This is a genomic window from Reyranella sp. (assembly GCF_017305915.1).
Lineage (GTDB): Bacteria > Pseudomonadota > Alphaproteobacteria > Reyranellales > Reyranellaceae > Reyranella.
The window spans coordinates 275617-287501 of the sequence record NZ_JAFKJN010000006.1; the positions used below are offsets into that span (position 1 = coordinate 275617).

General features: G+C 67.5%; 12 protein-coding genes and 1 pseudogene. 7 read left to right on the top strand and 6 right to left on the bottom strand.

The window, feature by feature from the left end; all coding sequences use genetic code 11:
* Window positions 1–4: 4 nt before the first annotated feature.
* The 3 genes from J0J01_RS03430 to J0J01_RS03440 form a co-directional block, all read right to left on the bottom strand.
* Window positions 5–394, bottom strand: a complete 390-nt coding sequence (locus tag J0J01_RS03430; protein WP_296378777.1) for a VOC family protein — start codon at window positions 392–394, stop codon at window positions 5–7.
* The gene (locus J0J01_RS03435) at window positions 391–981 is read right to left on the bottom strand and encodes a cytochrome b/b6 domain-containing protein (protein ID WP_296378778.1); all 591 of its coding nucleotides are present in this window, start codon (window positions 979–981) and stop codon (window positions 391–393) included. Before J0J01_RS03435 ends, J0J01_RS03430 begins: the two co-directional genes overlap by 4 nt.
* A gap of 87 nt (window positions 982–1068) precedes the next feature.
* The gene (locus J0J01_RS03440) at window positions 1069–1752 is read right to left on the bottom strand and encodes a TetR/AcrR family transcriptional regulator (protein ID WP_296378779.1); all 684 of its coding nucleotides are present in this window, start codon (window positions 1750–1752) and stop codon (window positions 1069–1071) included.
* Between the two features lie 101 nt (window positions 1753–1853).
* On the opposite strand from J0J01_RS03440, the gene J0J01_RS03445 reads away from it, so the two are divergent.
* Genes J0J01_RS03445 through J0J01_RS03465 form a run of 5 tightly spaced genes read left to right on the top strand, consistent with a single transcriptional unit; the run spans window position 1854 to window position 7341 of the window.
* On the top strand, window positions 1854–2783 hold the full coding sequence (locus J0J01_RS03445) for a tripartite tricarboxylate transporter substrate binding protein (protein ID WP_296378780.1): 930 nt from the start codon (window positions 1854–1856) through the stop codon (window positions 2781–2783).
* A gap of 17 nt (window positions 2784–2800) precedes the next feature.
* Window positions 2801–3745, top strand: coding sequence for an SMP-30/gluconolactonase/LRE family protein (locus J0J01_RS03450; RefSeq protein ID WP_296378782.1), 945 nt, complete (start codon window positions 2801–2803; stop codon window positions 3743–3745).
* Between the two features lie 6 nt (window positions 3746–3751).
* Window positions 3752–4963 carry an MFS transporter gene (locus J0J01_RS03455; protein ID WP_296378783.1) on the top strand — a complete coding sequence of 404 codons (1212 nt, stop codon included), beginning with the start codon at window positions 3752–3754 and terminating at the stop codon, window positions 4961–4963.
* On the top strand, window positions 4960–6168 hold the full coding sequence (locus J0J01_RS03460; protein ID WP_296378784.1) for an MFS transporter: 1209 nt from the start codon (window positions 4960–4962) through the stop codon (window positions 6166–6168). Before J0J01_RS03455 ends, J0J01_RS03460 begins: the two co-directional genes overlap by 4 nt.
* Before the next feature lie 12 nt (window positions 6169–6180).
* Window positions 6181–7341 carry a mandelate racemase/muconate lactonizing enzyme family protein gene (locus J0J01_RS03465; RefSeq protein ID WP_296378785.1) on the top strand — a complete coding sequence of 387 codons (1161 nt, stop codon included), beginning with the start codon at window positions 6181–6183 and terminating at the stop codon, window positions 7339–7341.
* Between the two features lies 1 nt (window position 7342).
* Here J0J01_RS03465 and J0J01_RS03470 read toward each other — a convergent pair whose 3' ends face one another.
* Both J0J01_RS03470 and J0J01_RS03475 read right to left on the bottom strand, forming a co-directional pair.
* The gene (locus tag J0J01_RS03470; protein ID WP_296378786.1) at window positions 7343–8422 is read right to left on the bottom strand and encodes an ionic transporter y4hA; all 1080 of its coding nucleotides are present in this window, start codon (window positions 8420–8422) and stop codon (window positions 7343–7345) included.
* 35 nt (window positions 8423–8457) lie between these two features.
* Window positions 8458–9420: a tripartite tricarboxylate transporter substrate binding protein gene (locus tag J0J01_RS03475; RefSeq protein ID WP_296378787.1), complete on the bottom strand. Its 963-nt coding sequence runs from the start codon at window positions 9418–9420 to the stop codon at window positions 8458–8460.
* Window positions 9421–9485: 65 nt separating this feature from the next.
* On the opposite strand from J0J01_RS03475, the gene ybaL reads away from it, so the two are divergent.
* Window positions 9486–11141, top strand: coding sequence for a YbaL family putative K(+) efflux transporter (gene ybaL, locus J0J01_RS03480; protein ID WP_296378788.1), 1656 nt, complete (start codon window positions 9486–9488; stop codon window positions 11139–11141).
* 87 nt (window positions 11142–11228) lie between these two features.
* Window positions 11229–11669, top strand: coding sequence for a YHS domain-containing (seleno)protein (locus J0J01_RS03485; protein ID WP_296378789.1), 441 nt, complete (start codon window positions 11229–11231; stop codon window positions 11667–11669).
* An 83-nt stretch (window positions 11670–11752) separates the two neighbouring features.
* Here J0J01_RS03485 and J0J01_RS03490 read toward each other — a convergent pair.
* Window positions 11753–11885, bottom strand: a pseudogene (locus tag J0J01_RS03490) (IS110 family transposase); the annotation flags it as partial.

Sequence of the window (11885 nt, forward strand, 5' to 3'; positions counted from 1 at the left end):
GGCGTCACTCGTTCGCCGGCTGCCTCGGGTCGGTGAACATGTTGATGAGATTGCCGTCAGGATCGCGGAACAGGATTGACTTGGTGCCCCACGGCATCGTCTTCGGCGGCTGGACCCAGTCGGCGACCTTGGGCTTCAACCGGGCATACTCGGCATCGACATCGTCGACCTCGAAATCGAGCACCAGCGACCGGTTGGCGGCGGCCGCCAGCGTGTCGGCGCCATATACGCGCGTGACCGTCGTCGCCACGATCGCCAGGCCGGCGCAGGGATTGTGTTGGAACTCGACATAGCCGGCGTTCAGGACCTCGGCCTTGGCCCCCGTGAGCATCTCGTAGAAGCCGGTCAGGCGCTCGACATCCTCGGTGACCAAGCGCGATTGCTTGAGGTTCATGACTTGTCTCCTGCTGGGGTTGCGAACTCGCGGCTTTCGAGAGGGCGCGCACGGCGCGCGCCGAACCGCATGCGGCGCAGCAGGCCATCGCGCAGGACGAACGTGTGATAGAGCGCGCCGGCGACATGCAGCACGATCAACGTCATCAAGCCGCGCGACACCAAGTAATGCACCGTGCGGACAGGAAAGACCCAGAAATCGGCCGGCAACGCGCCGTGGCCGGCATAGAGGATCGCCGGCAGGTGCGCCTGAAGCGCCAGGACGAGGCCGCTGCCGCCCTGGGCGATCACCAGCACGTACAACAGGCGATGCGACAGCCAGGCCAGGCGATCGAGCGAGCGAACGCCGGTCGACGGATCGGCCGGCCGGTCGGTCCGCGCGCGAACCAGCAGGCGCACCAGCATGAGCAGCAGAATGAATCCACCGCCGGCGACGTGGCTGCGCAGGGCCTCGAGCTTCATCGGATCGGAGTTGGGAATCCGCACCATGACCAGCGAGCCCAACGCCAGCGCCGCCACGATCAGGACGGCCAGGACCCAATGCAGCCCGACCAGCAGCGGGTGGTATCGCGAGACGGCCTTGGACATGCGCCGAACCTAGGAATGGCCGGCATTCTAGTCAAATTCAAATTTGAATTTTATCGTTCACAAAGAATTGCCTTCAAACTGCGGAGATCATTTCCTAGCGGCCCTCGCGCGCGAATGGGCGCTCGCTGCAAGGCCGGCCAGCGCATAGCGCACGAGCTGGCCGGCCAACGCCCGGCTGTTCTCCGGCGCGAGGTCGAGCGCCGGCAGGGCGCGCTGCAGCATCCGGCGATCGACGAGGATCAGGGTACAGATCGGCGCCATCAAGCTGAGGCAGGCGGTCGCGAGCGCCGGATCGTCCTCGGGAAGCTTCATCAACTGGCTGGCGAGGCGGCGCATGAGGCGTGCCCGCGGCACGGCGAATTTCTCTTTGATCGCCTCCGCGGTTGGCGAGCACGAGATCAGGTCCCGCCCGAACAACCGCACCGCCCAGGACGGCCCGGCGGCTCCGAGCAGCGCCTGCACGATCACGCCGAGCGCCGCTTCGAGGCGGTCGCGCGGATCGTCCTTACCCTCGACGGCGCGGGCGATCGCCTGTGCCGAGAAGATGCGCTTGCGCGCTTCCTCGAGCGCCGCGTCGTACAGCGGCTCGATGCCGCCAAAATGATAGTTCACCGCCGCGGTGTTGGTACCGGCGCGCTTGCAGATCTCCTTGGCGGTCGCCCGCTCGTAGCCTTTGTCGGCGAACACCTGGCCGGCCGCCTCGATCAGCTCCTGCCGGGTACTCGGGCGATCCTTGCCGTTGACGGCTTGGCCTCTTCGTCTTGTCTTCATAACTAAAAATATAGCAGACCCTGCGCGATCCATCGTTTCCCCAAAGCGTCCAACGCCTTAGCATCCGCGCCAACGTGACAGTTCTTCGACGAAGTTTGCTAGTGGCCGCGCTGGGCGTGCCGCAATCGCGCGCCCAGGGCAAGTATCCCGAGCGGCCGATCCGCTTGATCGTGCCCTTTCCGCCGGGCGGGGGCGTCGACCTGACGGCGCGCCTGCTGGCGGAGCCGCTCGCCAAGGCGCTTGGCCAGACCATCGTGGTCGAGAACAAGGGCGGCGCCGGCGGGCTGATCGGCGTCGAGGCGATGTCGCGTGCGGCGCCGGACGGCTACACGCTCGCCGTCACCGGCGTCAGCAGCATGAGCGCGGGCCCTCACCTGCGCGGCGACAAACTGCCGTTCGATCCGATGGCCTTCAGCCACATCACGCGGCTGGTGCGCATGCCGCTGATCCTGGCGGTGCGCAACGACTTGCCGGCGAAGACCCTGCCCGAGTTCATGGCGCTGGCCCAGAAGAGTGAGATCCGCTGGGCTTCGGGCGGCATCGGCACCAGCCAGCATCTGGGCGGCGAGCTGTTCGCGCAGATGTCCGGCCTGAAGATGGTCCACGTCCCCTACCGCGGCACCGGGCCTGCGCTCAATGACCTCGCGGCCGGTGTGGTCGATGCCTATTTCGGCGATCCGGCGACGCTCGGCATCATCAAGGGCGGCAAGGCGCGCGCCATGGCGGTGACGTCGGGCGAGCGCTGGTCGGTGCTGCCCGATGTCCCCACGCTCGGTGAGGCGGTGCCCGCCTACGAGGCGTGGAACTGGTATGGGCTCGACGGGCCGCCCGGCATTCCGGCGCCGATCGTCACGCGCTTGTCGGAAGCGGTGAACAAGGTGATGGCCGACGACACGACGCGGAAGAAGTACGACGACAACGGCCTGCATCCCGCGACGCTCAGTCATGACGACTATGTCGCCTTCATCAAGCGCGATTCGGAAGTCTGGGGTAAGGTCATCCGAACGGGTAACATCAAGCCCGACGACTGAAGAGGGGAAACCGAAAGATGTGGCAGCCCAACGAGCGTTACCCCGATCCCGCGGTGCGCGTGCTCGACCCGTCGTTCAACAAGTACCGCCTGCCGCTGGCGTCGGTCGAGCGACTCCACACCGGCTGCCGTTGGTCAGAGGGCCCCGTCTATTTCGGCGACAATCGCTGCGTGCTGTGGAGCGACATCCCCAACAACCGCATCCTGCGCTGGGACGAGGAGACGGGAAACGTCACGATCTTCCGCAAGCCGTCGAACAACGCCAACGGCCACACCCGAGACCGTCAGGGCCGCCTGGTCGGCTGCGAGCACGACACCCGCCGCGTCGTGCGCACCGAGTATGACGGCTCGATCACCGTGCTGGCCGACAAGTACAACGGCAAGCCGCTCAACTCGCCCAACGACGTGGTGGTGAAATCCGACCACTCGGTGTGGTTCACCGATCCGACCTTCGGTATCCTGGGCTATTACGAGGGCCACAAGGACGAGAGCGAGAACACGCCGGCCGTCTATCGCCTCGACACCGCGACCGGCAAGCTCAGCATGATGAACGACGAGCTGCCGGGACCCAACGGTCTCGCCTTCTCGCCCGACGAGAAGAAGCTCTATGTCGTGGCCTCGCGCGCCGAGCCTCATCGCAACATCACCGTCTACGACGTGGTCGACAACGGCACCAAGCTCACCAACGGCAAGATCCTGATCGATGCCGGGCCGGGCGGCTCGCCCGACGGCTTCCGAGTCGACACCGACGGCAACCTGTGGTGCGGCTGGGGCATGGGCAGCGACGAGTTCGACGGCGTGCGGGTGTTCAATCCCGAGGGCAAGCCGATCGGCCACATCACCCTGCCCGAGCGCTGCGCCAACGTCTGCTTCGGCGGCCGTTACCGCAACCGGCTGTTCATGGCGGCCAGCCATTCGCTCTACGCACTCTACGTCAACACCCAGGGCGTCGCCGGCGGCTAAATCAAAATGCACAGCGTTGATTCGCGTTACGCCTGGTGGCGGCTGGCTGCCAGCGTGGCGCTCAGCACGTTCGGCGCGGTCGGCATGTGGGGCGTGGTGGTGATCTTCCCCAACCTGCAGGCCGAGTTCGCGGCCTCGCGCGCCGACGTCTCGTTTGCCTACACCACGACCATGATCGGCTTCGGCGCCGGATCGATCCTGCTCGGCCGCTTGATCGACAAGCGTGGCGCGTTCGTCACGATGCTGCTGGCGACGGCGCTGATCGCCGGCGGCTATGCGCTCGCGGCCCTGGCGCCCAGCCTGTGGGTGTTCGCGGCGATCCAGGGCCTGCTGATCGGCACCGGCTCGGCCGCTTCCTTCATCCCGCTTGTCGCCGACACCTCGCACTGGTTCGCCAAGCGCCGGGCGCTGGCCATGGCGATCTGCGCCTCGGGCAACTATCTCGGCGGCGCGATCTGGCCCAAGCTCACCGAGGTGCTGGCGCGCCACTACGACTGGCGCACGACCTACCTGACGGTCGCGGTGATCTGCCTGGTCGGCATGCTGCCGGCCTGCCTGGTGCTCAGGCCGCGCTCTCCCGGCCACGCCGGCGGCGCCGCCGCAGTGGCTCCGCATTCGGCGCGTGCACTCGGGCTGACGCCCAACCGCCTGCAGATCTGGCTCGGCATCGCCGGCATCGGCTGCTGCGTCGCCATGTCGATGCCGCAGGTCCATATCGTCGCCTACTGCGTCGACCTGGGCTACGGCACGGCGCGCGGCGCCGAGATGCTGTCGATCATGACGGTGTTCGGCATCGTGAGCCGCCTGGGCTCGGGCTGGATCGCCGACCGGATCGGCGGCCTCAAGACGCTGCTGCTCGGCTCGACCGCGCAGGCGGTGGCGCTGCTGGGCTACCTCGTGTCGGACGGGCTGGTCGGGCTCTATGTCGTGTCGGCGCTGTTCGGCCTGTTCCAGGGCGGCATCATCCCCTCCTACGGCGTGATCGTGCGCGAGTACTTCCCGCCCAAGGAGGCGGGCGCGCGCATGGGCATCGCGATCTCGCTCACCATCATCGGCATGGCCGGCGGCGGCTGGCTGGGCGGCGAGCTGTTCGACCGCACCGGCTCCTACCAGGCCGCCTTCATCAACGGCATCGCCTTCAACCTGCTGAACGGCGTCATCGTGTGGCGGCTGCTCAGCCGGCAGAACCGACGCCTGCCGATGAGCGTCACGGCATGATGATACGCCGCGACGGCGTCGACTCGGCCTATGCCTGGCAACGGCTGGCGATCAGCGTGACGCTCAGCACGATGGGCGGCCTCGGCATGTGGGCCTTGTCGGTCGCGCTGCCGGTGGTGCAGACCGATCTCGGCATCAGCCGCGCCGACATCTCGTTCGGCTATTCCGCCAACATGGTCGGCTTCTTCCTGGGCGGCGTGGTCATCGGCCGACTCGTCGACCGGCACGGGGTCGTCTTCGCGACCATTGTGAGCACGTTCGGGCTCGCCGCGGGCTTCGCGCTGGCGTCGGTCACCGGCTCGCTGCTGCTGTTCGCCGCGGCGCAGCTGCTGATCGGCTTCAGCGCCGCCGCCACCTTCGCGCCGCTGGTCGCCGATATCTCGCACTGGTTCGAGAAGCGGCGCGGCGTCGCCGTGGCGATCGCGGCGTCGGGCAACTACATCGCCGGCGCCATCTGGCCGCCGATCGTCGAGGCGATGATCAGCGGCCATGGCTGGCGCACCACCTACCTGTCGGCCGCAGCGCTCTGCCTCGTGACCATGATCCCGCTCGCCCTGACGCTGAAGCGGCGGGCGCCCGACCACGAGACGCACGCCGTGGCGGTCGCCCGGCGCTCGCTCGCCGCGCTCGGCCTGTCGCCCAACGGCCTGCAGGCGCTGCTGGTAGTGGCCGGCATCTCGTGCTGTGTCGCCATGTCGATGCCGCAGGTCCATATCGTCGCCTATTGCGCCGACAAGGGTTTCGGCGTGGCGCGCGGCGCCGAGATGCTGTCGCTGATGCTGGGCTTCGGCATCGTGAGCCGCATCGGCTCGGGCTGGCTGGCCGACAAGGTCGGCGGCGCGATGACCCTGATGATCGGCTCGACCCTGCAGGGCGTGGCGCTGCTCTTCTACCTCGTTGCCGATTCGGTCACGTCGCTGTATCTCGCTTCGGCGCTGTTCGGGCTGTTCCAGGGCGGCATCGTGCCCAGCTATGCCATCATCGTGCGCGAATACTTCCCGGCGCGCGAGGCGGCGAGCCGGGTCGGCCTGACCGTGTCCTCGACCGTTCTCGGCATGGCGCTGGGCGGCTGGATGGGCGGCGAGCTGTTCGACCGGACGGGCTCGTATCAAGCCGCCTTCATCAATGGTATTGCCTGGAACGTGCTGAACGCCGTCATCGCCTGGTGGCTGCTCAGCCGCCAGATGCGGCGGGCCGCCGCGTAACGAGGAGTCTCCATGCGCATCGTCGCCATCCGCGACATCGTCTCGCCGATCCGTTCCAACATCGCCAACGCCTATATCGACTTCAGCCAGATGACCGCCTCGGTCGTTGCGGTCGTCACCGACCTCGAGGTCGAGGGCAGGCCGGTGATCGGCTACGGGTTCAACTCGAACGGCCGCTATGCGCAGCACGGGCTCCTGAACGAGCGCTTCATCAAGCGCGTGTCGGAAGCCAAGGCCGACTCGCTGCTCGACAGCGAGGGACTGATCGATCCGGCCAGGTGCTGGAAGGCGATGATGGCCAACGAGAAGCCGGGCGGCCACGGCGAGCGCTCGGTCGCGGTCGGCGTGCTCGACATGGCGCTGTGGGACGCCGTCGCCAAGGCCAAGCGCGTGCCGCTGTGGAAGCTGCTGGCCGACCGCTACAACGGCGGCCAGTACGACGACAAGGCGTGGGTCTACGCCGCCGGCGGCTACTACTATCCCGGCAAGGACCTCGAGGCGCTGCAGGACGAGATGAAGCACTATCTCGGCCTGGGCTACTCCTGCGTGAAGATCAAGGTGGGTGGCGTGCCGCTCGCCGAGGACCTCGAGCGCATCGAGGCGGTGCTGAAGATCGTGGGCTCGGGCGACCGGCTGGCGGTCGACGTCAACGGCAAGTTCGACCTCACGACGGCGATCGAGTTCGGCAAGGCGATCCAGAGCTACGGCCTGCGCTGGTACGAGGAGCCGCTCGATCCCCTCGACTATCTCGCGCATGCGGCGCTGGCGACCGAGTACAGCCAGCCGCTGGCGACCGGCGAGAACCTGTTTTCCATGCAGGACGCGCGGAATCTGATTCGCCACGGCGGCCTGCGGCCCGACCGCGACATCCTGCAGTTCGATCCGGCGCTCTCTTACGGCCTGGTCGAGTACCTGCGCACGATCGACATGCTGAAGGCCAACGGCTGGTCGCCGCGGCGCTGTGTGCCGCACGGCGGCCACCAGTTCGCGCTCAACATCGCCGTCGGCCTGCAATGCGGCGGCAACGAATCTTATCCGCAGGTCTTCGCCCCGTTCGGCGGCTTCGCCGACGACTGCCCGGTGGTCGACGGCCGGGTCGCCCTGCCCGACGCGCCCGGCATCGGCTTCGAGCGCAAGGCCGATCTCTGGGCGGTGATGAAGGGACTCGCCTAGTCTAGGGAACGAAGGTCAGGAAGAGGTAGGCGGCGAGCAGGACCAGGTGCACGACGCCCGCCAGGACATTGGTCCGGCCCGTGCCGTAGGTGATGACGGCGATCAGCACGCCCAGCGCCAGCAGGACGCTGTTGCTCGACGAGATGCCCAATTCGAGCGGCTGATCGATGACGCGTGACACCACGGCGACGGCTGGCACCGTCAGCCCGATGCTGGCGACTCCGCTGCCCAGCGCGAGGTTGAGGCTGGACTGAAGACGATTGCGCGCCGCGGCGCGCACCGCGGCGACCGATTCCGGCAACAGCACGATCGCCGCAATGACGATGCCGATGACGGCCACCGGTGCCTGGACGACAGCCAGCGCCGCGCCCAGCGCCGGAGTCAGGCTCTTGGCCAGCAGCACGACGGAGACCAGGGCCACCAGCAACAAGCCGAAAGAGGCCACGACGATGCGCGGCGCAGGACGCTCCAGCGGCACGGTGTCGTCGTCGCCGACCGGCTGGAAATAGGCGCGATGCCAGCCGGTCTGGACGAACAGGAAAGCCCCGTAAAGCAGCAGGCAGACGACCGAAACGAAGATGAGCTGGAGGTTGGAATAGAAGGGGCCCGGCGCCGATGCCACGTAGTTCGGCATCACCAGCACCAGGACGGCCATGGGGATCAGCACCGCGAGGAAGGCATTGGCGCCCGCGACATGGAACTCCGGCTCGCGGTGGTAGAGGGCGCAGACGACGATGCACAGGCCGGCAAGCCCGTGCAGCACCAGCATCACGACGGCATGGATCGAATCGCGCATCAGCGCCGGATTGGGCTCGCCGCCCACCATCAGGACGACGATCATGCCGACCTCGATGACCGTCACGGCGAGCGCCAGCACCAGGGTGCCGAAAGGTTCTCCGATGCGAAGCGCGATGACTTCAGCGTGATGAACCGCGGAGATGACGTTGCCCAGCAGCACCACGGCGAGCACGATCGCCAGCAGCGCCGATTCCGTCTTGCCGACCAGAAACCAGGTCAACAATCCAAGCGCTGGCAGGACGATCGCGTAGAGCGGAATGCGGTTGATGGAAGGGCCGGCCACGCGTCCTTTTTAGGTCCTGCCCATCGCCTATTCAATCATTCCGGCTTCAGCAGGTTCTTCTGCAGGAGCTCCGCGACATTGCCCTCGTCGGCCTTTAGCGCGGCGGTGAACTCCTCCGGCGTCGAGGGCCGCACGATGGCGCCGAGCTCGCGCAGCCGCTTGCTGGCGGTCTCGTCCTTCAGCCCGAACACGACGGCCTTGTTCAGCCGCTCGACGATCGGCTTGGGTGTCTCCAGCCGCACGAACACGCCCGCCGTGGTGCCGCCTTCGAACGGCACGCAGCCCGCCTCCCTGAGCGTCGGCACCTTGGGCAGGTCGGGGATGGACTCCAACCCGAAGTTCATCAGCGGCCGGAGCTTGCCCGACTGGATGTGCGGCATCGAGCTGGTGAGCTGGTCGGCGAAGCAGTCGATGTTGCCGGCCAGCAGGTCGTTGATGCCCGGCCCAGAGCCGCGGTACGGCACGATGTTGAACTTGAGGTTCTCGTCGAGCTGCAGCCGCAGGATGGCGACGTGGTTGGTCGTGCCGTTGCCGGAATGACCGATCGTCACCGTGCCCGGCTTGACCTTGACCTCGGCCAGCAGGGTCTTGATGTCGGTGAAGCGGCTGTCGGCCCGGGTCACGATCAAGGTCGGCGCCGTGGTCAGGATGCCGACCGGCGCCAGCACCTGCAGCATCTGCTGCTTGCCGGCGAAGATCGGCGCGACATAGCCCACGGTGAAGCTCGCCATCACGAGGGTGTAGCCGTCGGCCGGCGCGTTGACCGCCGCCTCCAGCCCGACCACGCCGCCGGCGCCCGGCTTGTTGTCGATCAGCACGTTCTGGCCGAGGTCGCGGCTCATCGGCTCGGCGACCAGCCGCGAGGTGACGTCGTAATTCCCACCCGGCGCGAAGGGAATCACCCAGCGGATCTGCTTGGAGGGGAAAGTGTCGGCATGAGCCGGCAGCGCGAGCGTCGCAGCCCCCGCCACAAGAAAGTCGCGCCGTCTGATGATCATTACGCCTCCCGTCCTTGTTTTCAGTATCGATAGCAGCGAAAAAGTTCGTCAACACTGCAATTCGGATGCCCGAACACCATACCCCTCTGATCGCCACCATCGCCGCCGGCCTGCTGCTGGCCTACGGCTTCGGCCTGCTGGCGCACCGGCTGCGCATCCAGCCGCTGGCCGGTTACGTGCTGGCGGGCGTCGTGGTCAGCCCGTCGACGCCGGGCTTCCATGCCGATTCCGCCCTGGCCGGCGAACTCGCCGAGATCGGCGTCATCCTGCTGATGTTCGGCGTCGGGCTGCACTTCTCGCTCAAGGACCTGATGTCGGTGGCGCGCATCGTCGTGCCTGGCGCGATCGTCCAGATCGTCGTCGCCACCCTGATCGGCGCCGGGCTCGGCCATCTGCTGGGCTGGTCGTGGACGGCCGGGCTGGTGTTCGGCCTCGCCCTCTCGGTCGCCAGCACCGTGGTCATGGTGCGCGCCTTCCAGGAGCGGCACATGCTCGAGACCGAGCGCGGCCGCGTCGCCGTCGGCTGGCTGGTGGTCGAGGACCTGGTGATGATCCTGACCCTGGTGCTGCTGCCGACCGCGGCGACGATGGCGACCGGCGACGACGTGCCGGCGAGCCGCGTCGTCTTCCAGCTCCTGGTGACGCTGCTCAAGGTCGGCATCTTCGTCACCGTGATGCTGGTGGTCGGCCGCCGCGTCATCCCGTGGCTGATGCACTACACCGCGCACACCGGCTCGCGCGAGCTGTTCCGGCTCGCCGTCTACGCCATTGCGATCGGCGTGGCATTCGGCGCCGCCAGGCTGTTCGACGTCTCGTTCGCCCTCGGCGCCTTCTTCGCCGGCGTCGTCATGGGCGAGAGCACGCTCAGCCAACAGGCGACCGAGGAGGCGCTGCCGCTGCGCGACGCCTTCGCCGTGCTGTTCTTCGTCTCGGTCGGCATGCTGCTCAACCCGGAGGTCTTCGTCGATGCGCCGCTGGCGCTCGCCGCCACGGTGGTCATCATCGTCGCCGGCAAGGCAGCGATTTCCTGGGCGATCGTGCGCGCCTTCAGGCTCGGCAATCCGGCTGCATTGGCCGTCGCCGCCGGTCGCGCCCAGATCGGCGAGTTCTCCTTCATCCTGATCGGGCTCGGCCTCCAGCTCGAGCTGGTGCCGTCCCTGGCGCGCGACCTGGTGCTGGGCGGCGCCATCATCTCGATCGTGCTCAATCCGCTGCTCTTCGCCCTGCTGGTGAAGCGGATGCAGCTCGAGGCGACGCCGTTCGCGTCAGGCGAGGAGGTCGTCGCGGAGCCGACGCCGGCGCAGCAGCCCCGGCACGACGTCCTGATCGGCTACGGCCGCGTCGGCTCGCTGGTCGGCGCCGCGCTCCGCCGCAGCGGCGCGCAACTGGTGGTCATCGAGGCCAACGAGGACGGCATCGAGAAGGCGCGGCTCGACGGCGCCGAGGTCTTCACCGGCAACGCCGCCGATCCCGAGGTGCTGGCCCAGGCCAACCTCCCTGAGGCGCGGCGGCTGTTCGTCACCATCCCCGAGCCCTTCGAGGCGGGCCAGGTCGTGGAGCAGGCGCGCAAGATCAATCCGCTGCTCGAGATCCTGGCACGCGCCCATTCCGACGCCGCGGTCGAGCATCTCGATCGGCTGGGCGCGAACCTGGTGGTGCTGGGCGAGCGCGAGATCGCCGAGCGCATGCTGGAGCACGCCGATGCGTCGAAGCCGACCTGATCCTTCCGGATGCCCACGCCGCGCGAGAACGCCGCGTTGTCGCCCCATTTGAGGCGTGTCTTCGCGGTCGTCGCACGGGAGAACATCATGTTGCGTCGTACGATCCTCCGGGGCTTCGTCCTCTCCACCGTCGCCGTTGCGATGCCGGCGCTCGGCCAGAACGCCTTGCCGCTGGCGCTCAAGGGCTACGATCCGGTCGCCTACTTCACCGACGGCAAGCCGACGCCGGGCACGGCCGCATACGAGATCACGTTCGACGGCCAGCGCTATCGCTTCGCCAGCGCCCAGCACCGCGATCTGTTCAAGGCCAATCCCGACAAGTACGCGCCGCAGTTCGGCGGCCTGTGCACCATGAACCTGTCGCGCGGCGTGCGCCGCGAATCGGACCCGCGCAACTGGATGATCTCCAACGGCAATCTCTACGTCTTCGCCAGCGAGACCGGGCAGCAGACCTTCGCCAAGGACGCCGAAGCGACCGCCGCCAGAGCCGCTGCCCAGCTCAAGGCGCTTAAGACCGCCACCCAGTAGCGGCGAAGCACGTGAAGCCTTCCTCCCCATTCAAATGGGGAGCAACTGTCTTTTGGCCTAAGCGCCGGCAACTGTCTTTTGGCCTAAGCGCCGGCAGGCTGCCAAGGGAGGTTGTGTCGGCTCATGGCGTTGAGGGTGACGATGAGCTTACGCATGACGGCGACGATGGCGACCTTGGGCTTCTTGCCGGCAGCGATGAGCCGCTGCTTGAAGGCT

Bases quoted from the DNA above. Each gene is read 5' to 3' on its own strand.
- J0J01_RS03430 (WP_296378777.1), bottom strand. From the start codon at position 394: ATGAACCTCAAGCAATCGCGCTTGGTCACCGAGGATGTCGAGCGCCTG.
- J0J01_RS03435 (WP_296378778.1), bottom strand. From the start codon at position 981: ATGTCCAAGGCCGTCTCGCGATACCACCCGCTGCTGGTCGGGCTGCAT.
- J0J01_RS03440 (WP_296378779.1), bottom strand. From the start codon at position 1,752: ATGAAGACAAGACGAAGAGGCCAAGCCGTCAACGGCAAGGATCGCCCG.
- J0J01_RS03450 (WP_296378782.1), top strand. From the start codon at position 2,801: ATGTGGCAGCCCAACGAGCGTTACCCCGATCCCGCGGTGCGCGTGCTC.
- J0J01_RS03455 (WP_296378783.1), top strand. From the start codon at position 3,752: ATGCACAGCGTTGATTCGCGTTACGCCTGGTGGCGGCTGGCTGCCAGC.
- J0J01_RS03460 (WP_296378784.1), top strand. From the start codon at position 4,960: ATGATGATACGCCGCGACGGCGTCGACTCGGCCTATGCCTGGCAACGG.
- J0J01_RS03465 (WP_296378785.1), top strand. From the start codon at position 6,181: ATGCGCATCGTCGCCATCCGCGACATCGTCTCGCCGATCCGTTCCAAC.
- J0J01_RS03475 (WP_296378787.1), bottom strand. From the start codon at position 9,420: ATGATCATCAGACGGCGCGACTTTCTTGTGGCGGGGGCTGCGACGCTC.
- ybaL (WP_296378788.1), top strand. From the start codon at position 9,486: ATGCCCGAACACCATACCCCTCTGATCGCCACCATCGCCGCCGGCCTG.
- J0J01_RS03485 (WP_296378789.1), top strand. From the start codon at position 11,229: ATGTTGCGTCGTACGATCCTCCGGGGCTTCGTCCTCTCCACCGTCGCC.